Consider the following 20486-nt stretch of genomic DNA (forward strand, 5'->3'; position numbering starts at 1 on the left):
CATGTCTTCACTCAAGCACTGGCCACCGACACTGAGATGCTCAGAACCCCCATATCCACAGGGTTCTGGGTCACAGGATGGTCACGATCGCGAGCTGCAATACCGCGCCAGAACGCCTGCTCGCTGACCGCAGGTCGGCGTCGTCCCGATAGGCGCCAACTCGTCCGGAGACGGTGAGGTCAAGGGCGCGAAGCGGCGAAGCGAACCCCTGACCTCACCGTCGGAGGACGAACACTGGCGCCGACGGGAAGACGCCACGAGTCGGATCCCAGGACACCAGGCCATGGTCGGCTTTCCGGGGTTTCGAGGCTCGTCGCTGGCGCTCCTCGCACCTCAACCAGCGAGAAGGCCGGGCGTCAGGGCGCCTTCGCGCCTCGACCATCGAGAGGTCAGCGGGAGAGGGCGCGGGAGCCGGCGGAGGAGTAGCGGCGCTGGGGGTTGGCGCCGATGGCATCCGGCGACGCGGCCTTCTTCACCGTGGCCTTCTTCACCGCGGTCTTCTTCGCAGGCGCCTTCTTCGCGGACGGTGCCTTCTTGACGGGCGCCTTCTTCGCGGCGGCCGGCTTCTTCTTGGGAGCCGCCTTCTTCTTCGGCACGGACGCGCCGTCCCACTGTGCGAACCACTGGTCGAGGGCGACCCAGGTGGTGCCGCGGGCGGCGCGGCCGGTGAGCATCCCGAGGTGGCCGCCGGGGACGATCTCGAAGCGGACCTCGGGCGAGCCGGTGAGGAGGTCGACCGAGGGGCGGACGGCGGCGACCGGGGCGATGCCGTCGGTGGCGCCGGCGAAGACGAGGGTCGGGGTGGTGACGTCGGCGAGCGAGACCTCGTGGTCACCGAGCTGGACGGTGCCGGTGACGAGCGCGTTGCCCTTGGCGAAGCGGTGGTAGAGCTGACCGAAGCTGCGGCCCGGGTAGGCCGTCATCGCGTCGGTGAACCGGTCGACCGCCTCGATCTGGGCGAGCCAGTCGGTGTCGTCGAGGTGGGCCGCGATCGCGAGCGGCTTGGTCACCAGCTTCTGGAACGACGAGAGCTGGAACGCCCAGCGCACCAAGGGAGTCGGCGCCCCTCCGACCGCCCGGTAGGTGCGCGTGATCAGCCCGCGGCCGGCGGTGAGGTCGAGCAGCGGACGCAGCGGGGCGACCAACGGCACCTTCGTCACGTCGACCGGCGAGCCCAGCACCGATAGCGAGGCGATCGGCAGCTCCGCGCCGGCGGCGGCGAGCATCGCGAAGATGCCGCCGAGGCTCCAGCCCACGACGTGCACCGGCCGTCCGCCGGCGTGGCGCGACACCTCCCGCACCGCGGTCGGCACGACCTCCTCGACCCAGTGCTCCAGGCCGAGCCCGCGGTCGCGGAAGGAGACGTTGCCGTACTCCACGAGGTACGTCGGACGCCCGGTCGAGACCAGGTGCTCGACCAGGGAGCAGCCGCGGCGCAGGTCGAAGCAGGTGGCCGGAGCGGCCAGCGGGGTCACCAGCAGCACCGGGTCGCCGGCCGCGTCGATCGCCGGGTCGGGCGCGTAGTGGTAGACGGCACGGAGGGTGCCCTGGTCGACCAGGGTCCGCGGCATCGGGCGCACATCAGCCAGGCCGCCGTAGAGCACCGCGTGCGCGACGTTGCCCGCGGCGGCGACGACCTGGTCCGGCTTGGGCAGCAGGTCCATGCCCCGAACCTACCCGGACGAGGGCGAGTCGTACCGTCGCAGCATCCAGCGCTCGGGCTGGTCCATCACCGCGAAGCCGAAGCGGGCGTAGAGCCCGTGCGCGTCGGCGGTCGCGAGCACCGCGCGGCCGACCTGCATGCCCGCCAGCTCGCGGTCGACCGCCTCCATCAGCGAGATCCCAACGCCGCGGCCGCGGGTGGCCGGGTCGATGTAGACGTCGCACAGCCAGGCGAACGTGGCGCGGTCCGTGACCAGCCGGCAGAAGCCGACCTGGCCCGACTCGTCGTACGCGCCGAAGCACAGCGACCCGGCGATCGCGCGCTCCAGCACGTCGCGGTGGCGGCCGAGCGCCCAGTAGGCGTCGGTGGAGAGCCAGCGGTGGACCCGGTCGACGTCGAGCAGCGCCGGGTCGGTCGAGATGGTGACCATCACGACCGCTTGGCCGGTCGCACGGACTTGCCGTGCGAGGGGCGTACGGCGGCGAGCTCGGCGAGGAAGCTGTCGGCCCAGGCGGCGACGTCGTGCTGGCGCACGGTCTTGCGCATCGCCTTCATCCGGCGGCTCGCCTCCCGCTCGTCGGTCCGGTAGGCGTCGAGCAGCGCGGACTTCATGCCGTTGATGTCGTAGGGGTTGATCAGCCAGGCCTGCCGCAGCTCCTCCGCGGCGCCGGCGAACTCCGACAGCACCAGCGCGCCGAGGTCGTCGTGGCAGCAGGCGACGTACTCCTTCGCGACGAGGTTCATGCCGTCGCGCAGCGGCGTGACGACCATGATGTCGGCGGCCCGGAAGAGCGCGGCCATCTCCTCGCGGGGGTAGGACGCGTGCAGGTAGTGGATCGCGGGGCGACCGATCTTGCCGAGGTCGCCGTTGATCCGCCCGACCAGCCGCTCGATGTCGTCGCGCAGGATGCGGTACTGCTCGACCTGCTCGCGCGACGGCGTCGCGACCTGGACGAAGACGGCGTCCTCGACGTCGAGGTGGCCGTCGGCGATGAGCTCGCCGAAGGCGCGCAGCCGCGCGTAGATGCCCTTGGTGTAGTCGAGCCGGTCGACGCCGAGGAAGACCTTGCTGGGGTTGCCGACGGCCTCCCGGATCTCCTCCGCACGAGCCGCGACGCCCTCGGTCTGCGCGAGGTCGGCGTACAGGTTGAAGTCGATCGAGATCGGGAACGCCGCGGCCCGCACGGTGCGCCCGTCGGGCAGGTAGACGAGGTCGCGGTGGGTCTTGTGGCCGACGCGCTGCCGGACGAGCCGCACGAAGTTCTGCGCCGCGCCGCTCAGCTGGAAGCCGACCAGGTCGGCACCGAGCAGGCCCTCCAGGAGCTGGCGGCGCCACGGCAGCTGCTGGAAGAGCTCCGCCGGCGGGAAGGGGATGTGCAGGTAGAAGCCGATCCGCAGGTCCGGGCGCAGCTCGCGCAGCATCGAGGGGACCAGCTGGAGCTGGTAGTCGTGGACCCACACGGTCGCGCCCTCGGCGGCGACCTCCGCGGCCCGCTCGGCGAAGCGCTGGTTGACCTCGACGTAGGTGTCGAACCACTCGCGGTGGAAGAGCGGCTTCTCGACGACGTCGTGGTAGAGCGGCCACAGGGTGGCGTTGGAGAAGCCCTCGTAGAACTCCTCGATCTCCCGGGCGCTCATCGCCATCGGCACCAGGTCCATGCCGTCGGCCTCGAACGGCTCGAGGTCGGACTCGGTGCCGCCCGGCCAGCCGATCCAGGTGCCGTCGTTGGCGCGCAGCACCGGCTCGAGTGCCGAGACGAGACCGCCCGGCGAGGTCCGCCAGCCGGGGGAGCCGTCGGGGTTCTCGATCCGGTCCACGGGCAGTCGGTTGGCCACGATCACGAGGTCGGACGAGCCAGGAGAAGCCACGCCTCCACCCTATCCACGTGGGGTGGAGGCGACGCTCACCACTTCAGGTGGTGCGACAGGTCGCCCACCTGGTCGACGTACATCGTGCGGCTCTCGAACCACCACGCACCGTCGACGCGGTGGAAGGTGTCGCGGTAGCGGCCGGTGATGATGATCTGCAGCGGCAGCTCGTCGGTGGCCTGCGTGACGAGGTAGTACGACGCGCACGTCGCGGTGCCGGCCTCCTCGTCCACCTCGATCCGCGCGTTGGTCGTGACGTGGTGGGTCTTGGGGGTGCCGGTGTCCTCGTAGATGCGGGTGGACCCGCCGTAGAGGCGGCGTACGGCGTCGCGTCCCTCGAAGGCCGACTCCGGCGGCCCGTCCTCCTGCCCGAGGATCCGGCCGTGGGTGAAGAGGTCCGCGACCCCGTCGAGGTCGCCGGCGTCGATGCGCGCGGCGTACGTGTAGAGCAGGTTCTCGATCTCGCGTGCGGAGTCGGCCACGCCGAGAGTTTATGAGGTCGCACGGCCAGGGAGGCTGTCGGCGGGCCGCCGCCCCAGCACGCACCTGAGCACCTTCTCCTCAGTCGCCGTGCCTCCGGCACGGCTCCCTCGTCGGCGGCACTCCTGCACGCACTGGAACGACGCCCCGCTCGACATCCCTGGCCGCGCCACCTCATAGTGACGCCTCGTGGATCCGGAAGAGCTCATCGCGGCCGCCCGTGCCAAGGAGGGGCTCGAGGACTATGGGCCCGGCGACTTCCGCGAGCCGCTCGGCGTCCTCGCCGCGGCGTACGACGGCGCCGGGCTCAACGAGGTCGGCCGGCACCTGATCCGCGGCGGGCTGGTGCACAGCCTGCGGATGCGGCTGCGCGCGCAGGAGTGGTTCCGCCGGCACCCCGAGATCGCCGAGGAGGTGGTCACCGACCCGGTCGTGGTGGTCGGAATGATGCGCAGCGGCACCACGCTGGTGCAGCGGCTGCTCGCCGCGGACACGCGCTTCCGCTGCGCCCGTGGCTGGGAGGTCGTCGAGGTCGCGCCCGCGCTCGACCAGCGCTTCGACGTCGCCGACCCGCGGATCGCGAAGGCGCAGGTGCGCGAGGAGCAGTCGCGGCAGTGGGTGCCGGAGCTCTACGCGATCCACCCGATGCACGCGCTGGAGGCCGAGGAGGAGATCGTCTTCCTCGCCGACGCGTTCCTCTCCCACGTGCCCGAGTCGGGCGCCGACGTACCGGACTACCGCCGCTGGCTCGACGACCAGGACCTCGCGCCGGCCTACGACCACCTGCACCGGATGCTCCAGCTGCTCCAGTGGCAGCAGCGGCAGCGCGAGGAGGCCGCCCGGGAGACGGCAGCGCGGTGGGTGCTCAAGACGCCCGCGCACCTCGGCTACCTCGACGATCTCCGTCGCCGCTTCCCGGACCTGCACGTCGTGCACCTGCACCGCGACCCGGTCGAGACCGTCGCGTCCGGCGCGAGCCTCAACGCGACCCTCCACCGGATGCACGCCGACGTCGTCGACGACCGACGGATCGGGCGCGAGTGGCTGGAGCGGATGGCCTGGACCGACGCCCGCGCCCGGGCGAGCGAGCGCCGCTGGCCGGCCGGGCTGGTCACCCACCTGGACTTCGCCGACGTGGTCGCGGACCCGGTCGGCCAGATCTCGCAGGTGTACGACGCGATCGGGCTGGAGCTCACCGCCGACGCGGTCGCCGCGATGGAGGACTGGCTCGAGCGGCGTCCGCGCGAGGCCGGGCGGCCGGCGTACATGCCCGAGGACTACGGCCTCACCCCTGAGCTGATCCGGGCTCGGTTCCCGGCGGGCTGAGCACCGGCCGCACCTGCTCCAGCGCGGTCTCGGTGAGCTCGCCGAGCCGGCCGAGGTCGTGCGGCGGTGGCGCCTCCGTCCAGACCGCGAGGGCGGCGAAGACCGCGCCGGCGACGGCCTCGGCGCGGACCGCGGCCGCGAGCGGGTCGGAGCCGCGGTCGACGAGCAGCGCCCGCAGCTCGGTAGCCATCGCGCCCTGCCGGTCGCGGAAGACCCGCTCGATCCGGGCCGCGCTGAGCAGCTCGACGCGGAGCCGGGCGATCTCGGCGAGCAGCTGCGGGTCGGTGGGCGCGGCGCCGAGCGCGGCGAGCACCGACCGGACCAGGTCCTCCTCGGCGGGCCGCGCGCGCAGCGCGCTGCCGAACCACTCGAGCCGGGTGGCCACGTCGCCGAAGAGCACCTCGTCCTTGGTCGCGAAGTGGCGGTAGAAGGTCCGCTCCGTCACGCCGACCTCGGCCGCGATCGCCGGCACGCTCGCGGCCTCGAAGCCGTCGGCGACGAAGTGCCTCAGCGCGACCTCGCGCAGGGCATTGCGCGTCCGCTCCGACTTCGTCATGCTGACCATTATGTCAGGACTGACATTTTCGGAGGACGCGGTCGCGACCGCCGAGCAGCACGCCCACGAGCTGGCCGCGCTCGAGCTGGTCGAGCACCCGACCGTGCGCGCGGCGTACCGCTCCGTCGCCGAGACCTGGCTGTCCCGGGCGAAGGCGTCCGACGCGATGCGCGAGCGCTTCGAGGCGGCGTACGAGGAGGTGATGTTCTCCGCCGCGGTGTGGTCGGCCAACCAGGACCCGCTGCGCCCGAGGGTCACCTGCATCACCCGGCTCGCCCACGACGTCCACGGCCGTGCCGTACCGGGGTCGCGGTGGGGGATCGACAACCCCGACAGCGTCTACCGGGTGATCCCGATCTCCGGTGACGAGCGCTACCTCCTCCATGGCCGGGTCGGCGCGACCCGGATGACGGAGAACTACTTCACGCTCTGGAACCCCCACATGGGCACCGTCGACGTCCTCGACGGCAAGGCGCTCGAGCTCGACGGCGACGGCGGCTTCACCGTCACGGTCGACTCCTCGCCCGCCGGTGGCCGGCCCAACCACGTGCAGTCCTCGCCCGAGGCGCACGAGCTCTACATCCGCGACGTGCTCTGCGACTGGGCGACCGAGGACCCCAACCACCTGACGATCGAGCGACTGGGTGCCGCGCCCCCGACGCCGGCGCTCACCCGCGACGAGCAGGCCGAGGCGACCGCACGGATGATGGCCCACTTCGCCGACTTCACCGGCAAGCTCAGCCACGGGATGTACAAGCTGCGGCCCAACCACTTCTCGCTCGGCTGGTCGGCCGACCACTCCGGCGCGATGCGCCACCAGGTGTACGTCGCCGGCCGCTTCCTGCTCGAGCCGGGCGAGGCCTTCGTGATCGACGTCAGCGACGGGGGAGCCGACTACTTCACCGTGCCGCTCTCCAACATCTGGGGCACCACCCTCGACCTGCTCGACCGGACCGGCAGCCTCAACAAGGCGCAGTCCCGGCCCAACCCCGACGGCACCTACACGTTCGTCATCTCGCCCGAGGATCCCGGCGTGCACAACTGGGTCGACACCGACGGCCTGCGCGAGGGCATCCTGACGCTGCGGATGGCGGAGTTCCCCGAGGGTGGCCCGCGGCCCGACCTGGCCGCGAGCGGCCGGGTGGTGCGGCTCGACGACCTCGACCGCGAGCTGCCCGACCTGCCCCGGGTCACCGCCGCCGAGCGCGCCGCCCAGCTGACCGAGCGGCGTACGGCGTACCTGCGCCGCCTCCCGGAGCGAGCCCGATGAGCCGCTGGCTGGTCACCGGTTGCTCGACCGGCATCGGTCGCGAGATCGCCCTCGCGGCCCTGGCCGCCGGGCACCAGGTCCTCGTCACCGCTCGCGACTCGACCACCGTCGTCGACCTGGTCGCGGCCCACCCGGGCAGCGCCCGCGCCGTCGACCTCGACGTCACCGACCCGGCGCAGATCCGACTGGCCGTCGCCGCGGCCCACGACGCGTTCGGCGGTCTCGACGTGCTGGTCAACAACGCCGGCTACGGCTACCTCAGCGCGGTCGAGGAGGGCGAGGACGCGGCGGTGCGGCGGCTCTTCGACACCAACTACTTCGGCGTCGTCGACACCATCAAGGCGGTGCTGCCCGGCATGCGCGCCCAGGGCAGCGGCCACATCGTCAACATCTCCTCGATGGCCGGCCTGGTGGCCAACCCGCCCAACGTCTACTACTCCTCCACCAAGCACGCGATGGAGGCGCTGACCGAGGGCCTGGCCAAGGAGGTCGGGCCGCTCGGCATCAAGGTGACGGCCATCGAGCCCGGTGCCTTCCGCACCGACTGGGCCAGGCGGTCGATGCACGAGTCGGGCGCGCCGATCGACGCGTACGCCGGTGAGGTGGGTGCCCGCAAGGAGCTGATCCGCGCCTTCGCGGACCACCTGCCGGGTGACCCGCGGAAGGTCGGCGCCGCCGTCGTGATGGTCGTCGGGCTCGACGACCCGCCGCTGCGGCTGCTGCTCGGCAAGGACGTGCTGGCCGCCGCACGCGAGAAGCTCACCGCGCTGCTCGCCGACATCGACGCGTGGGAGCACGTGACCGTCGACGTGGACTTTCCGGCATGAGCGACCTCCCCACCGCCGCCGAGGTCCTCGACGGCATCGACCTCACCCGTCGCACGGCGCTGGTCACCGGTGGCTACTCCGGCATCGGCATCGAGGTCGTCCGCGCGCTGGCCGGCGCCGGCGCGGCGGTGCTCGTCCCGGCCCGTCGCCCGGACCCGGCGGCCGAGGCGCTGGCCGGGGTCGACCGTGTCGAGATCGGAGCCCTCGACCTCGCCGACCAGGCCAGCGTGGCGGCGTACGCCGCGAGCCTGGCCGGGCGTCCGATCGACCTGCTGATCGGCAACGCCGCGGTGATGGCCTGCCCCGAGACCCGCCTCGGCAACGGGTGGGAGCTCCAGCTCGCCACCAACCACCTCGGCCACTTCGCGCTGGTCAACCGGCTGCTCCCGCAGCTCGTGCCGGGTGGTCGAGTCGTGAGCGTGTCGTCGACCGGGCACCACCTCTCGGACATCCGGTGGGACGACCCGTGGTTCGCGACCGGCTACGACAAGTGGCTCGCCTACGGGCAGTCCAAGACCGCCAACGTGCTCTTCGCCGTCCACCTCGACGCGCTGGCACGCGAGCGGGGCGTGCGGGCCTTCTCGCTGCACCCGGGCGCGATCATCACCCCGCTCGGCCGGCACCTGCAGATGGCCGACCTCGAGGACGTCGAGATCCCGGACTTCCGCTCGCCCGAGCAGGGCGCGGCGACCGCGGTCTGGGCGGCCACCTCGCCCGACCTGGTCGGCCGCGGCGGGCTCTACCTCGAGGACTGCACGGTCGCCGAGGTCGTGCCCGACGGGCCGCAGACGGCGTACGGCGTGCGCGGCTACGCGGTCGACCCGGACGCCGCCGCGCGGCTCTGGGCCTGGTCGGCCGGCGTCACCGGCATCGACGCCTTCGCGTAGTGGGTGTCGGGCTGGCCCGACACCCACTGTCGGGCTGGCAGGATCGTGCGGGACCCCCACTGGTTCCTAGCGTTTTCCGCATGACGGAGACCCTGCCCTTGACCACCCTGATCACCCCGGCGGCACCCGCCGCGCCGGCGCGCCCACGCGGCGTGCGCCGGGTGCTCTACGAGTCGGCGTACGGCATCTCGGCCTTCCCGATCGCCCTCGTGGCGTTCGTCGTGGTGATCGTCGACCTCACCCTCGGGCTGGCGCTGTCGATCTTCATCGGCGGCGTGCTGCTGATCAGCGTCGGGATCATGGTCGCCCGCGGCTTCGCGCGCTTCGAGCGGATCCGGATGCGCGGGATGCTCGGCCGATCCGCGCCGACGCCGCACTACCTGTGGGCCGAGCGGGGCGCCGGCTTCTGGAAGCGCCAGCTCTACCCGCTGCGCGACCCGCAGTCGTGGCTCGAGGTCGTCTGGGCGATCGTCGGCCTCGTCACCGGAACGCTCGCCTTCGCGGTCACGCTCGCATGGTGGGCCGCCACCGGCGCCGGACTCACCTACTGGTTCTGGCAGCAGTGGCTGCCCGACCGGCAGCCCGGCGACCACGAGCTCGCCTACTACCTCGGGCTCGGCGACGGGCGTACGGCGGCCAGCCTGGTGCAGCTCGCGCTCGGGGTGGTCGCGCTGGTCACCCTCCCCTGGGCGGTCCGGCTGGTCGCGACCATCCACGCCAGCCTCGCGTCCGTGCTGCTGTGCAGCCGGGCCGAGCTCCAGCACGAGGTCGCCCGCGTCGAGGGCGGCCGTGAGGCGGCCCGAATGGCCGAGGCCGAGTCGCTGCGCCGGCTCGAGCGCGACATCCACGACGGCCCGCAGCAGCGGCTCGTGCGGCTGACCATGGACCTCGGCCGCGCCAAGAAGCAGGTCGCGGAGGACCCCGACCGGGCCGCCGAGACCCTGGACGCGGCGCTCGCCCAGGCCCGCGAGACGGTGGCCGAGCTCCGCTCGCTCTCCCGCGGCATCGCCCCGCCGCTGCTGGTCGACCGCGGCCTCGCCGCCGCGCTCGAGGAGATGACCGCGCAGAGCGTGGTGCCGGTGCAGTCGCGGGTCGACGTCCCCGCCGACCTGCCGCCGCACGTCGAGACCGCCGTCTACTTCGTGGTCGCCGAGGCGCTCACGAACGTCGCCAAGCACAGCCGCGCGAGCGGCGCCGAGGTGTCGGTCGTGGTCGACGGCGCCGAGCTCGAGGTGCGGGTCGAGGACGACGGCGTCGGCGGTGCCCACCCGGCCAAGGGGCTGGGCCTGGCCGGCCTGCGGCAGCGGCTCGCCGCGGTCGACGGCACCCTCGAGGTCACCTCCCTGGAGGGCGCCGGGACCGCGGTGGTTGCGAGGATCCCCCTGTGAGGAGGGCACTGTGAGGGTCGTGGTGGCCGATGACTCCCTGCTGCTGCGGGAGGGGCTGCAGCTGCTGCTCGCCGAGGCAGGCCACGAGGTGGTCGGCTCGGTCGGCGACGGGCCGGCCTTCGTCGCCGCGATGCTCGAGCTGCGGCCCGACCTCGGTCTCGTCGACGTCCGGATGCCGCCCAGCCACACCGACGAGGGGCTGCGCGCGGCGGTCGACGTACGCCGGTCGTGGCCGGAGGCACGGCTGCTCGTGCTGTCGCAGTACGTCGAGGTGTCCTACGCCGACGACCTGCTCGCGACGGGGGACGGCGGGATCGGCTACCTGCTCAAGGACCGGGTCAGCGACCTCGACGACTTCCTCGGATCCGTGCAGGCGGTCGCCAACGGGGGCACCGTGCTCGACCCGCTCGTGGTGCGGCAGCTGATGGGCCGCCACCGCGATCCGATCGCCGACCTGACCCCGCGCGAGCGGGAGGTGCTGTCGCTGATGGCCGAGGGCCGCTCGAACGCCGCGATCGCGGAGGCGCTGTCGGTCTCGCTCGCGGGCGTCGAGAAGCACACGCAGCGGATCTTCGCGAAGCTCGGGCTGCTGCCCGACGACGACACCGCGCACCGCCGGGTCGCCGCCGTGCTGGCCTTCCTGCGCTCCTGATCAGGCCGGGAAGCTGACGCCGACCTGCGCGCGCAGGTCGTCCATCTGCCGCAGGATCGTCAGCGTCTGCTCGTGCGGCACCAGCGGGCTCTCCCGCAGGCCCTCGGCCAGGCAGCGCCCGACCTCGGCGATCTCGTTGCCGTAGCCCTGGCCGATCACCGGCTCCTCGCCGAGCACCACGACGGGCTCGCCCGGCGCGACCGCCCAGCTGCCCGGTGCCTCGGCGTAGGGCGTGAAGACGGCCTTGGTCGGGTGGTGGAAGTCGGTGAAGTCGATCCGGCCCTGGGAGGTGGCGATCGAGCAGGTGCGCGAGGAGTAGGAGGTCATCGACGCGGTCAGGGTGGCGAGCGCGCCACCCGGGTAGCGGCCGGCGACCGCGACGTCGAGGTCGATGCCGCGGTCGGACAGGTCGGCCGTGGCGGTCAGCCGCTCGGCCTCGCCCAGGAGCAGGTGGGCGACCGTCAGCGGGTAGATGCCCATGTCGAGGAGCGCGGAGGCGCCGAGCGCCGGGTCGAGCATCCGGTCGTCGGGACCCGCGTCGACCCGGAAGCCGAGCTCGGCGTGCAGGTGCCGCGGCGTGCCGAACTCACCGGCGGCGAGCCGGGTCCGCAGCTCTCGGATGACCGGGTGGCAGGCGGTCCACATCGCCTCCATGAGGAAGCGGTCGTGCTCGCGCGCGAGCCGGATCATCTCCTCGGCGTCGGCGGTGTCGAGCGTGACCGGCTTCTCGCACAGGACGTGCTTGCCGGCCTCGAAGCAGAGCCTCGCGTTGTCGAGGTGGAAGGCGTGCGGGGTCGCGATGTAGACGACGTCGACGGCCGGGTCCGCGACCAGCTCCTCGTAGGAGCCGTACGCCGCGGTGCCGTCCCCTGGGCCGTGCTCGGCCGCGAAGGCCTCGGCGCTCTCGAGCCGGCGCGAGCCGACGGCGACGAGCTCCGCGTCGGGCACCAGCGCGAGGTCGCGGGCGAAGGTCTGCGCGATCTTTCCGGTGGCCAGGATGCCCCAACGCGTCGTCATGGCCGCAGGCTATGGCATCTGTGCCGCCACCCGGCGCGGGTCGTCGGCGGGGAGTGCGTCGATGCGGACCCGGCGGGGGTGGGCGGCCGACCCGGTGACGACGTACTGCTGGCCGGGCCGCACGCGGCTCGCCTCGGCGAGGAGCGCGGCGTCGAGCGGGGCGTCGGCCTCCTCGTCCGGTTCCGGCTCGGGGTCCGTGGCGGCCGCGGCCGGCGGCTCGCGGAGGGCGTCGCGGACCACGCGCCGCGGGTCGTACTGGCGCAGGTCGAGCGACTCCCACTCGGCGCGGGTCACGCCGAGCTCGGTCTCGGCCCGGGTGCGCGAGTCCTCCACGAACCCGCGCAGGGCGCGGATGGTCTCGGCCAGCTTCGCGGCGTACACGGGGAGCCGCTGCGGTCCGATGACGACCCCGGCGATGATCGCGACCAGGAAGAGCTTCTCGAAGGTCAGTCCGAACATGGGTGGCTACTCCTGCCTGGTGGTCACGGGGTGGTCAGGGCCCGTCGCTCGGCGCGGCGGTCGTGGACGGCGGCGATGGTGACGGCGGCTCCGAAGAGCGCGGTCATCGGGGCGGCGACGAAGAACATCGAGAGCACGTCGGCGGCCGGGGTCACCAGTGCGCTGAAGAGCACGATCACCACGACGATCACCCGCCAGCTGCGGCGCAGGGTGGCGGCGGGGAGCAGGCCGAGGAGGTTGAGGGCCACCAGGAAGACGGGCAGCACGAAGGCGATCCCGATGGCGAGGACGAGCTTGAGCACGAAGTCGACGTAGTAGGACGCGGTGAGGATCGTGCTGTCCTGGTCGGAGGAGAAGCCGGTCAGCACCCGCACCATGTGCGGGAAGAGCAGGAAGCCGAACGTGCACCCGGCCGCGAAGAGCGGCACGGCGCTCAGCACGAAGCCGTAGGTGTACTTCCGCTCCCGCTGCGTCAGGCCGGGGGTCACGAAGGCGAAGAGCTCGAGGAGCCAGATCGGGCTGGAGAGCACCACCCCGGCGAAGATCGCGATCTTCAGCTTCAGGTCGAAGGCGCCGGTGACCGTGTCGTAGTTGAGGCTCGCGTTGCGGGACTCGGCAAGCTGCTCGATCGGGGCGCGCAGGACGTCGAGGACCTGGTCGGAGAGCAGGTAGCCCGCCACCACGCCCACGGCGAGGGCCACCGCCGCGCGGACCCCGCGCCGGCGGGCCTCCCGCAGGTGGTCGGCGAGCGGCATGGTGCCGCGCGCGACGGTGGCGGTCGTCATGAGGCGCGGCGCTCCGCGACGGCGTCGACGGGAGCGGTCGGCGGGGTCCGGGTCTCGGTGCCGGCGGCCTCAGCGCTCACGGCGGTGGTCTCGTGGACCTCGTCCTTGAGGATCCGCACCGACTGACCGACGCTCTTGGCGAGGGTGGGCAGCTTCGCGGAGCCGAAGATGAGCAGGACGATGGTGAGGATGACGAGGGCGTGCCAGCCCGACAGGTTCTGCAGCATGGGGATCTCCTGGGTGGATGGTTCGAACGGGTGGTCGGGTCAGTTGGCGGACGGCGCGCCGCTGGGCGGCGTACCTCCGTCGGGCGGGGTGCCGCCGGTGCCACCGCCGCCGGCCGCGGGAGCGGTGCCGCCGCCACCGGCCTCGGTGCTGGTGTCGACGCCGACCGCGAGCGAGCCGACGAAACCGGAGTCGACGTCGCCGCTGAAGGTGCCGAGCTCGAGGTCGTAGCCGTCGCTGAAGACGTTGTCGGTGTCGAGCGAGACCTGGGAGAGGTTCTCGGCGGAGCCGGCGTAGGTGTCGAGGGCGTAGATGTCGGCGAGGACGTCCTCGGGCAGTGCCACCTGCGAGGTCGCGATCGCGTTGTCGGCGGTGGTCGCCGAGTCGGCGTCCGGGTAGACCTCGAAGTGGATGTGCGGCCAGCGGCCGGAGTAGCAGGCCGGCATGATCGTCTGGAAGGTCACCTGGCCCTTCGCGTCGGCGACCTGGATGCCGCGCAGGTAGGTCTCGTCCTCGACGCCCTCGGAGTACATGGAGTACAGCCCCTGGGCATCGCAGTGCCAGACGTAGACGGCGGCGCCCTCGAAGGGTGCGTCGTTGACCATGTCGGTCAGCGTGAAGGTGAAGGTGAGCGGGACGCCGTCGACCGTGGTGCCGCCGTCCAGGCTCGAGGTGATGTCGCTGCGGACGATGCCCGACTCCTCCAGGACGTTGACGCCGTTGGTGCCGTCGGCGGGGTAGGGGCCGTTGGTCTCCTCGGGAATCTCGCCGTCGGAGGTGGTCGAGCTGGTCGTCGATCCCGAGCCCGTGGATCCCGAGCCCGTGGATCCTGACGCGGTCGACGAGCCGGAGGACCCCGAGGAGTCGGAGCCGCAGGCGGCCAGCGCGAGCGCGCCGGCGCCCACGCCGACGACGCCGAGGACCCGGCGGCGGGTGACCAGGGTCGCGATGTCGAAGCGGGCGCCCTGGTCGACCACCTCGTCCTCGGGCCGCGGGAGGACGCGGCCCTCGAAGGCCGGGCCCTCGGGGGTCTGGTCGGGGTCGGGGATGTGCGACATGGGGAGCTCCTGCGTCGGGTGCGGTGGACGAGGATCAACCTGCCCGGGGAGTCCGGCCCTGCGCTGTGGATCGCTTGTGCGCTTCCTGTGAGCGGTGGTCCTCCCTTTCGCGACTCGCCGCCGGCGAATCACACGGCTGTGGTTCGCCGCTCTATAGTGACGCTGACCAGCACTGTCGACATCGTCGGCCGAGCCTCCCGGGGAGGAGCACCATGGACGCCGCGAACGCCTTCGAGAGCCAGGCCGAGGCCACGCCCGGCCTGAGCGAGCGCGACCGCGAGATCCTCGAGTTCGAGCGGCAGTGGTGGAAGTACGCCGGCGCCAAGGAGACCGCGGTCCGGGAGAAGTTCGACATGTCCTCCACCCGCTACTACCAGGTCCTCAACGCCCTGATCGACCGCCCGGAGGCGCTCGAGGCCGACCCGCTGCTGGTTCGCCGCCTGCGGCGCCTGCGCGCCGCCCGCCAGCGCCAGCGCTCGGCCCGCCGTCTCGGCTTCGAGGTCTGATCGCGATGACTCGTCCTTCCCCCCGAGTCCGCAACCAGCGCGGCGTCGCCGCGCCGTCCCCGGTCGTGATGCTCAGCGTCGTCGCGGTCGCCATGGCCGGCATCGCCTTCGTCGCGACCCGCGGCGGCGACCCGACCGAGCGCGAGGTCGCCACCCAGGTCGCCCACGAGAGCCCGACGGCCGACCCGTCGGCCTCGACCTCGAAGACCCCCAAGCCCGACCCGAAGCCGACGCAGCCCGCCGTACGCCGCGGCAGCGTCTACGTCGAGGTCTACAACAACTCCGGCATCACCGGCCTGGCTGGTCGGGTGGGCGAGCGCGCCAGCGGCATCGGCTGGCGCGTGGTCGGCACCGACAACTGGTACGGCACCATCCCGGCCACGACCGTCTACTACCCGGCCCGGCTCAAGGCGGCGGCCAAGCAGCTCGCCCTCGACCTCGGCATCCACCGCACCGCGCCCGCGGTCGACCCGATGCGCCGCGACCGGCTGACGATCATCCTCACCGGCGACCTGTCCTGAGGAGTCGGCCACATTTCACCGGCCCGCTCCCACGCGGACGGCGCCGGATGATTGGCTGGGGTCATGGAGTTCACCTCCGCTGAGGCCGAAGAGCGGTACGCCGCGCTCGTCCGGGCGGCGTCGCGGACCGTGGTCGGACTGGACTTCGACGGCACCCTGTCGCCGATCGTCGACGACCCCGAGTCCGCGCACATCCACCCGGACGCGTCCGAGGTCCTCGTCGACCTCGCCCGGGCGGTCGCGGCGGTCGCCGTGATCACCGGACGCCCGGCCCGGCAGGTGCTCGACCTCGGCGGCCTGGAGGACGTCGGGATCGCGCTCGCCGAGGAGGGCACGGACCTCTACGTCTTCGGCCAGTACGGCAACGAGCGCTGGTCCTCCAGCAACCGCCGGATCCACTCGCCCCGCCCGCCCCGCGGCCTGGCCTCCTTCGAGCGCGAGCTGACCGGCGTCCTGCGCCGGGCCGACGCCGCCGACGCCTGGATCGAGGACAAGGGCCTCGCGGTCGCCGTGCACACGCGCCGGCTGCCCGACCCGGACGCGGCCTTCCAGCGGATCCGCCCGGTGCTCACCGAGCTCGCCGCCAAGCACGACCTGATCGCCGAGCCGGGCCGCAACGTGCTCGAGGTCCGCTCGCACGGCATGCACAAGGGCCTCGCCGTCCAGACCCTGGTCGACGAGCTCGACGCGGGCGGCTTCCTCTTCGCCGGCGACGACCTGGGCGACATGGAGGCCTTCGAGGCCGTCGCCGCCCTCCGCGACGGCGGGATGCCCACCCTGCTCGTCTGCTCCGCCTCCTCCGAGGAGAGCGCGCTCGTCCCGCTCTCCGACGTCGTGGTCAAGGGCCCCGAGGGCGTCCTCGACCTCCTTCGTCGGCTGACCGCCGACGCGCGGGAGGCCTAGCCCTGCACCGTGGGTCGGATCGACAGCTCGCCGATCTCGACCTCCCACGGCTGGTCGACGCAGAACTCCACGGTCCGGGCGACGGCGTCGGGGTCGAGGGCGAACTCGGCCATGCCCTGGCCTACCTGCGCGCGTATCGCCGGGTCGGTGACCGAGTCGCCGAACTCCGTGGCGACGTACCCGGGTGAGATCGCGGTGGTCTTCACCCTGCCGTCCGTCGACTCCTGGCGCAGGCCTTCCAGCAGCGTGCGGACGGCGTTCTTGGTGCCGGCGTAGACCGCCATCGTCGGCACGATCTTGATCCCGGCCGTCGACACGATGGTGACGAAGTGACCGCGCCCCTGCTCCTCGAAGACCGGGAGTGCGGCGTCGATCCCATGGAGGACGCCGCGGAGGTTGACGTCGACCATCGCCTCCCAGTCGGCGGAGCGCCGCGAGGACAGCGTCGAGATCGGGCCGATGCCGGCGCTGCTCACGAGCACGTCGAGCCGGCCGTACGTCGAGCGGGCCGTCTCGACCAGCCGGTGCAGGTCGTCGGCGCGGGTGACGTCGATGGTCACCGCTGCCGCTCTGCCCCCGGTCGCCCGGATCTCCTCGGCGAGCGCGTCGAGCCGCTCGGTCCGCCGGGCGCCGAGCACCACGGCGGCACCCGCGGCCGCCAGTCGCCGCGCGGTCGCCGCGCCGATCCCGCTGCTGGCGCCGGTGATGGCAACCACCTTGTCGTCGAGCGAGCCCATCACTAGCCTCCTGATCGATACGGACACATTGTCCGTTTCATCAAAGCGGACAATGTGTCCGTTTTCAAGGAGGGCAGATGGGCGAGCGCAAGGACGCGGCGCGAAGCCGGGCGGCGATCCTGGCTGCCGCGCGGGACCTGGTGGCCGGACCCGCCGCCGCGCGACCCGGCGAGCTCCGACTGAGCACCGTCGCGCGGGAGGCGGGCGTGGGTCAGGCCACGCTCTACCGGCACTTCGCCACCCGGGAGGACCTGCTGCGCGCCCTCTACGACGACGAGATCGACGACCTGGTCGCCCATGCGGACCGGCTGCTCGAGGAGTACCCGCCCGACGTCGCGCTCGAGCGGTGGTTCGCCCAGCTCGCGGCGTACGCGCGGGTGAAGCTCGGCGTCATGGCCGTCGTGGAGGCTTCCGTGTGGCGCGACATCTCGGCCCGGACACCCGGCAAGCTCGGCCAGGCCCTCGGCGTGCTGCTCGAGGCCGGCCGTACGCAAGGGGTGCTCCGTGGTGACCTCGACCCTCGCGACGTGATCCTCCTGTCCTGGTTCCTCGCACATGTCGAGGAGGAGGAGTGGGCCGCCCGGGTGCCCCGCCTGCTCGACGTCCTGCTCGACGGGATGCGGTCGCGGGAGGCCTGAGCGCGGTAGTCCCGCACGTTTTCGCGGTCAGCACCGCTTTCGACCGCGAAAACGTGCGGGAGTATCGCGACCGCCTGTTCGCCCACGGTGAACTGGAGGCTCCCTCCGGAACACCCGCCGACGGCGGCACGTTGTGGAGGCATGTCCCAGAAGCTTCCCGTTCTCTTCGTCAACGACGTCGTGGTGCTCCCCGGCATGGTCGTGCCGCTGGAGCTGGACGAGTCCTCGCAGGCCGCCATCGACGCGGCCCGGGCGGGCTCCGACAACCGGGTGCTGGTCGCCCCGCGCCTGGAGGACCGCTACGCGTCGTACGGCGTCATCGCCACCATCGACCGCGTCGGCCGCTTCAGTGGCGGATCGCCGGCAGCGGTCCTCAAGGCGGGCACCCGTGCCCGCATCGGCAGCGGGGTCACCGGCCCCGGCGCCGCCCTGTGGGTCGAGGTCGACCCCGTCGAGGACGTGGTCACCGACCGCGCCCACGAGCTGGCCGACGAGTACAAGCGGCTCGTCGTCGCCGTCCTCCAGCGCCGGGAGGCCTGGCAGGTCATCGACCAGGTCCACCAGATGACCGACCCGAGCGCGATCGCCGACACGGCCGGCTACGCGCCGTACCTCTCCGTCGACCGCAAGCGCGAGCTGCTCGAGGACCCCGACGTGGAGTCCCGGCTGCTGCGCGTCATCGGCTGGACCCGCGACTACCTCGCCGAGTCCGAGCTCACCGACAAGATCGGTGAGGACGTGCGCGAGGGCATGGAGAAGCAGCAGCGGGAGTACCTCCTGCGCCAGCAGCTGGCCGCGATCCGCAAGGAGCTCGGCGAGGGCGAGCCCGAGGGTGCGGAGGACTACCGCACCCGCGTCGAGGGCGCCGACCTGCCCGAGCACGTGCGTGCCGCGGCGCTCAAGGAGGTCGACAAGCTCGAGCAGGCCAGTGAGCAGAACCCGGAGGCGGCCTGGATCCGCACCTGGCTCGACACCGTCCTCGAGCTGCCGTGGTCGGTGACGACCGAGGACTCGACCGACATCGCGGCCGCGCGGGCCGTGCTCGACGCGGACCACCACGGCCTCGAGGAGGTCAAGGAGCGGATCGTCGAGTACCTCGCGGTCCGGGCCCGGCGCGCGGAGCGCGGCCTGCAGGTCGTCGGCGGCCGGGGCTCCGGCGCGGTGATCCTGCTCGCCGGCCCTCCCGGCGTCGGCAAGACCTCGCTCGGCGAGTCCGTCGCGCGGTCGCTCGGTCGGAAGTTCGTGCGCGTCGCCCTCGGCGGCGTCCGCGACGAGGCCGAGATCCGCGGCCACCGGCGCACGTACGTCGGCGCGCTGCCCGGCCGGATCGTGCGGGCCGTCAAGGAGGCCGGATCGATGAACCCGGTCGTGCTGCTCGACGAGGTCGACAAGGTCGGCTCCGACTACCGCGGCGACCCCGCGGCGGCGCTGCTCGAGGTGCTCGACCCGGCGCAGAACCACACGTTCCGCGACCACTACCTCGAGCTCGACCTGGACCTCTCCGACGTCGTCTTCATCGCGACGGCCAACGTCGTGGAGCAGATCCCCTCGGCCCTGCTGGACCGGATGGAGCTGGTGACCCTCGACGGCTACACCGAGGACGACAAGGTCGCCATCGCCCGCGACTTCCTGCTGCCCCGGCAGCTGGAGCGCGCGGCACTGACCGCCGACGAGGTGACCGTCACCGACGCCGCGCTGCGCGAGCTCGCGGCCAACTACACCCGCGAGGCCGGCGTACGCCAGCTCGAGCGGCTGCTCGCCAAGGCGCTGCGCAAGGCCGCGACCAGGCTGGCCACGGGGGCCGAGCACGTCGACGTCGACGAGGCGGACCTCAAGGACCTCGTCGGCCGGCCGCGGTTCACGCCGGAGTCGGCGGAGCGTACGTCGGTCCCCGGCGTCGCGACGGGTCTCGCGGTCACCGGCCTGGGCGGTGACGTCCTCTTCATCGAGGCGTCGGCCGCCGACGGCACGGCTGGGCTGACCCTGACCGGCCAGCTGGGCGACGTGATGAAGGAGTCCGCGCAGATCGCGCTGTCCTTCGTCCGGTCGCACGCGGCCGAGCTCGGGATCGACCCGTCGGTCTTCGAGCGGGCGATCCACGTGCACGTGCCGGCCGGCGCGACGCCCAAGGACGGACCGTCCGCGGGCATCACGATGGTCACCGCGCTGACCTCGCTGCTCACCGGACGCCCGGTGCGCTCGGAGGTCGGCATGACCGGCGAGGTCACCCTCAACGGCCGGGTGCTGCCGATCGGCGGGCTCAAGCAGAAGCTGCTGGCCGCCCAGCGGGCCGGCCTGACCGAGGTGTTCGTCCCGCTCCGCAACGAGCCCGACCTCGACGACGTCCCCGCCGACGTCCTCGAGGCGCTCACCGTCCACGTCGTCGGCGACGTCATGGACGTCGTCCGCGGGGCGCTCGCCACGGCCTCGGAGGCCGCCGCCTCCACCGCCGCCTGACCCTGCTCGACCCGGTACGCCGCCCGTCTCACTGCCTGGCTTCGCTCAGGTCCCAGCATCTGGGACCGATGTGCACCATGTGAGACGGGCGGCGTACTGTCTGTCTCAGCTCATCCAGAGGGACTGAGGGATACGGCCCGATGAAGTCCCGGCAACCGCCGCGAGCCTCCGCCCCCGACGACAGTCGGAAGCGGTTCGCGGAAACGGTGCCAATTCCGCCCGGCGCGACCGTCGCAGCCGGGGAAGATGAGAAGGAGGACTT

Annotated in this window: 22 protein-coding genes and 1 riboswitch; of the genes, 11 read left to right on the forward strand and 11 right to left on the reverse strand. The window is 72.6% G+C overall.

Annotated features, from left to right (window positions below; all coding sequences use genetic code 11):
- Positions 1 to 389: 389 nt before the first annotated feature.
- The 4 genes from K8U61_RS10580 to K8U61_RS10595 are packed head-to-tail and all read right to left on the reverse strand — an operon-like array spanning position 390 to position 4014.
- Positions 390 to 1664 carry an alpha/beta fold hydrolase gene (locus tag K8U61_RS10580; protein WP_224122974.1) on the reverse strand — a complete coding sequence of 425 codons (1275 nt, stop codon included), beginning with the start codon at positions 1662 to 1664 and terminating at the stop codon, positions 390 to 392.
- Between the two features lie 9 nt (positions 1665 to 1673).
- On the reverse strand, positions 1674 to 2093 hold the full coding sequence (locus K8U61_RS10585) for a GNAT family N-acetyltransferase (protein ID WP_224122975.1): 420 nt from the start codon (positions 2091 to 2093) through the stop codon (positions 1674 to 1676).
- On the reverse strand, positions 2093 to 3532 hold the full coding sequence (locus K8U61_RS10590; RefSeq protein WP_224122976.1) for an alpha,alpha-trehalose-phosphate synthase (UDP-forming): 1440 nt from the start codon (positions 3530 to 3532) through the stop codon (positions 2093 to 2095). Before K8U61_RS10590 ends, K8U61_RS10585 begins: the two co-directional genes overlap by 1 nt.
- A gap of 35 nt (positions 3533 to 3567) precedes the next feature.
- Entirely contained in the window at positions 3568 to 4014 is a 447-nt protein-coding gene (locus tag K8U61_RS10595; RefSeq protein WP_224122977.1) for a nuclear transport factor 2 family protein, read from the reverse strand.
- Positions 4015 to 4201: 187 nt separating this feature from the next.
- On the opposite strand from K8U61_RS10595, the gene K8U61_RS10600 reads away from it, so the two are divergent.
- A complete protein-coding gene (locus K8U61_RS10600) occupies positions 4202 to 5338 on the forward strand; it encodes a sulfotransferase family protein (RefSeq protein WP_224122978.1) in 1137 nt (378 codons plus the stop codon).
- On the opposite strand, the gene K8U61_RS10605 is transcribed toward K8U61_RS10600, so the two are convergent.
- On the reverse strand, positions 5298 to 5894 hold the full coding sequence (locus K8U61_RS10605) for a TetR/AcrR family transcriptional regulator (RefSeq protein ID WP_224122979.1): 597 nt from the start codon (positions 5892 to 5894) through the stop codon (positions 5298 to 5300). The genes K8U61_RS10600 and K8U61_RS10605 overlap by 41 nt on opposite strands.
- Positions 5895 to 5904: 10 nt before the next feature.
- Here K8U61_RS10605 and K8U61_RS10610 point away from each other — a divergent pair, with 10 nt between their 5' ends.
- The 5 genes from K8U61_RS10610 (at position 5905) to K8U61_RS10630 (ending at position 10918) form a co-directional block, all read left to right on the forward strand.
- Entirely contained in the window at positions 5905 to 7164 is a 1260-nt protein-coding gene (locus K8U61_RS10610; protein ID WP_224122980.1) for a hypothetical protein, read from the forward strand.
- Positions 7161 to 7991 (forward strand): oxidoreductase, encoded by an 831-nt coding sequence (locus tag K8U61_RS10615; RefSeq protein WP_224122981.1) that lies wholly within the window; start codon positions 7161 to 7163, stop codon positions 7989 to 7991. The genes K8U61_RS10610 and K8U61_RS10615 overlap by 4 nt, the downstream gene beginning before the upstream one ends.
- Positions 7988 to 8878 (forward strand): oxidoreductase, encoded by an 891-nt coding sequence (locus K8U61_RS10620; protein WP_224122982.1) that lies wholly within the window; start codon positions 7988 to 7990, stop codon positions 8876 to 8878. The genes K8U61_RS10615 and K8U61_RS10620 overlap by 4 nt, the downstream gene beginning before the upstream one ends.
- Before the next feature lie 80 nt (positions 8879 to 8958).
- The gene (locus K8U61_RS10625; RefSeq protein ID WP_224122983.1) at positions 8959 to 10266 is read left to right on the forward strand and encodes a sensor histidine kinase; all 1308 of its coding nucleotides are present in this window, start codon (positions 8959 to 8961) and stop codon (positions 10264 to 10266) included.
- A 10-nt stretch (positions 10267 to 10276) separates the two neighbouring features.
- Positions 10277 to 10918: a LuxR C-terminal-related transcriptional regulator gene (locus tag K8U61_RS10630; protein WP_224122984.1), complete on the forward strand. Its 642-nt coding sequence runs from the start codon at positions 10277 to 10279 to the stop codon at positions 10916 to 10918.
- Here K8U61_RS10630 and K8U61_RS10635 read toward each other — a convergent pair whose 3' ends face one another.
- The 5 genes from K8U61_RS10635 to K8U61_RS10655 are packed head-to-tail and all read right to left on the reverse strand — an operon-like array spanning position 10919 to position 14462.
- On the reverse strand, positions 10919 to 11935 hold the full coding sequence (locus tag K8U61_RS10635) for a Gfo/Idh/MocA family protein (RefSeq protein ID WP_224122985.1): 1017 nt from the start codon (positions 11933 to 11935) through the stop codon (positions 10919 to 10921).
- Positions 11936 to 11944: 9 nt separating this feature from the next.
- Complete coding sequence (locus K8U61_RS10640) at positions 11945 to 12394, reverse strand: twin-arginine translocase TatA/TatE family subunit (protein ID WP_224122986.1); 450 nt, start codon at positions 12392 to 12394, stop codon at positions 11945 to 11947.
- 23 nt (positions 12395 to 12417) lie between these two features.
- Complete coding sequence (gene tatC / locus K8U61_RS10645) at positions 12418 to 13179, reverse strand: twin-arginine translocase subunit TatC (RefSeq protein WP_224122987.1); 762 nt, start codon at positions 13177 to 13179, stop codon at positions 12418 to 12420.
- Entirely contained in the window at positions 13176 to 13406 is a 231-nt protein-coding gene (gene tatA, locus K8U61_RS10650; RefSeq protein WP_224122988.1) for a twin-arginine translocase TatA/TatE family subunit, read from the reverse strand. Before tatA ends, tatC begins: the two co-directional genes overlap by 4 nt.
- Before the next feature lie 39 nt (positions 13407 to 13445).
- On the reverse strand, positions 13446 to 14462 hold the full coding sequence (locus K8U61_RS10655; RefSeq protein WP_224122989.1) for an intradiol ring-cleavage dioxygenase: 1017 nt from the start codon (positions 14460 to 14462) through the stop codon (positions 13446 to 13448).
- A gap of 212 nt (positions 14463 to 14674) precedes the next feature.
- Between K8U61_RS10655 and napA the strand changes: the two genes are divergently transcribed.
- The 3 genes from napA to otsB all read left to right on the forward strand — a co-directional run bounded on the left by napA (position 14675) and on the right by otsB (position 16392).
- A complete protein-coding gene (gene napA, locus K8U61_RS10660) occupies positions 14675 to 14968 on the forward strand; it encodes a nucleoid-associated protein NapA (protein ID WP_224122990.1) in 294 nt (97 codons plus the stop codon).
- Between the two features lie 5 nt (positions 14969 to 14973).
- A complete protein-coding gene (locus K8U61_RS10665) occupies positions 14974 to 15489 on the forward strand; it encodes a LytR C-terminal domain-containing protein (protein WP_224122991.1) in 516 nt (171 codons plus the stop codon).
- Between the two features lie 63 nt (positions 15490 to 15552).
- Complete coding sequence (gene otsB, locus K8U61_RS10670; protein ID WP_224122992.1) at positions 15553 to 16392, forward strand: trehalose-phosphatase; 840 nt, start codon at positions 15553 to 15555, stop codon at positions 16390 to 16392.
- Here otsB and K8U61_RS10675 read toward each other — a convergent pair.
- Positions 16389 to 17129, reverse strand: coding sequence for an SDR family oxidoreductase (locus K8U61_RS10675; protein WP_224122993.1), 741 nt, complete (start codon positions 17127 to 17129; stop codon positions 16389 to 16391). The two genes, otsB and K8U61_RS10675, sit on opposite strands and share 4 nt — an antisense overlap.
- Before the next feature lie 77 nt (positions 17130 to 17206).
- Between K8U61_RS10675 and K8U61_RS10680 the strand changes: the two genes are divergently transcribed.
- Together K8U61_RS10680 and lon are read left to right on the forward strand one after the other, a co-directional pair.
- Positions 17207 to 17767, forward strand: a complete 561-nt coding sequence (locus tag K8U61_RS10680) for a TetR/AcrR family transcriptional regulator (RefSeq protein WP_224122994.1) — start codon at positions 17207 to 17209, stop codon at positions 17765 to 17767.
- A gap of 141 nt (positions 17768 to 17908) precedes the next feature.
- Positions 17909 to 20224, forward strand: coding sequence for an endopeptidase La (gene lon, locus K8U61_RS10685; protein ID WP_224122995.1), 2316 nt, complete (start codon positions 17909 to 17911; stop codon positions 20222 to 20224).
- A gap of 107 nt (positions 20225 to 20331) precedes the next feature.
- A riboswitch (SAM riboswitch) is annotated at positions 20332 to 20477 on the forward strand.
- Positions 20478 to 20486 lie beyond the last annotated feature (9 nt).

Source organism: Nocardioides mangrovi, from assembly GCF_020073815.1.
In the GTDB taxonomy this organism is placed as follows: Bacteria; Actinomycetota; Actinomycetes; order Propionibacteriales; family Nocardioidaceae; genus Nocardioides; species Nocardioides mangrovi.

What these genes read in the sequence shown, in the direction of transcription:
- K8U61_RS10605 (WP_224122979.1), bottom strand. Translation starts at nt 5,894, where the DNA reads ATGACGAAGTCGGAGCGGACGCGCAATGCCCTGCGCGAGGTCGCGCTG.
- K8U61_RS10640 (WP_224122986.1), bottom strand. Translation starts at nt 12,394, where the DNA reads ATGTTCGGACTGACCTTCGAGAAGCTCTTCCTGGTCGCGATCATCGCC.
- K8U61_RS10665 (WP_224122991.1), top strand. Translation starts at nt 14,974, where the DNA reads ATGACTCGTCCTTCCCCCCGAGTCCGCAACCAGCGCGGCGTCGCCGCG.
- K8U61_RS10620 (WP_224122982.1), top strand. Translation starts at nt 7,988, where the DNA reads ATGAGCGACCTCCCCACCGCCGCCGAGGTCCTCGACGGCATCGACCTC.
- K8U61_RS10610 (WP_224122980.1), top strand. Translation starts at nt 5,905, where the DNA reads ATGTCAGGACTGACATTTTCGGAGGACGCGGTCGCGACCGCCGAGCAG.
- tatA (WP_224122988.1), bottom strand. Translation starts at nt 13,406, where the DNA reads ATGCTGCAGAACCTGTCGGGCTGGCACGCCCTCGTCATCCTCACCATC.
- napA (WP_224122990.1), top strand. Translation starts at nt 14,675, where the DNA reads ATGGACGCCGCGAACGCCTTCGAGAGCCAGGCCGAGGCCACGCCCGGC.
- K8U61_RS10675 (WP_224122993.1), bottom strand. Translation starts at nt 17,129, where the DNA reads ATGGGCTCGCTCGACGACAAGGTGGTTGCCATCACCGGCGCCAGCAGC.
- K8U61_RS10580 (WP_224122974.1), bottom strand. Translation starts at nt 1,664, where the DNA reads ATGGACCTGCTGCCCAAGCCGGACCAGGTCGTCGCCGCCGCGGGCAAC.
- K8U61_RS10680 (WP_224122994.1), top strand. Translation starts at nt 17,207, where the DNA reads ATGGGCGAGCGCAAGGACGCGGCGCGAAGCCGGGCGGCGATCCTGGCT.
- K8U61_RS10635 (WP_224122985.1), bottom strand. Translation starts at nt 11,935, where the DNA reads ATGACGACGCGTTGGGGCATCCTGGCCACCGGAAAGATCGCGCAGACC.
- lon (WP_224122995.1), top strand. Translation starts at nt 17,909, where the DNA reads ATGTCCCAGAAGCTTCCCGTTCTCTTCGTCAACGACGTCGTGGTGCTC.
- K8U61_RS10615 (WP_224122981.1), top strand. Translation starts at nt 7,161, where the DNA reads ATGAGCCGCTGGCTGGTCACCGGTTGCTCGACCGGCATCGGTCGCGAG.
- K8U61_RS10655 (WP_224122989.1), bottom strand. Translation starts at nt 14,462, where the DNA reads ATGTCGCACATCCCCGACCCCGACCAGACCCCCGAGGGCCCGGCCTTC.
- tatC (WP_224122987.1), bottom strand. Translation starts at nt 13,179, where the DNA reads ATGACGACCGCCACCGTCGCGCGCGGCACCATGCCGCTCGCCGACCAC.
- otsB (WP_224122992.1), top strand. Translation starts at nt 15,553, where the DNA reads ATGGAGTTCACCTCCGCTGAGGCCGAAGAGCGGTACGCCGCGCTCGTC.
- K8U61_RS10585 (WP_224122975.1), bottom strand. Translation starts at nt 2,093, where the DNA reads ATGGTCACCATCTCGACCGACCCGGCGCTGCTCGACGTCGACCGGGTC.
- K8U61_RS10625 (WP_224122983.1), top strand. Translation starts at nt 8,959, where the DNA reads ATGACGGAGACCCTGCCCTTGACCACCCTGATCACCCCGGCGGCACCC.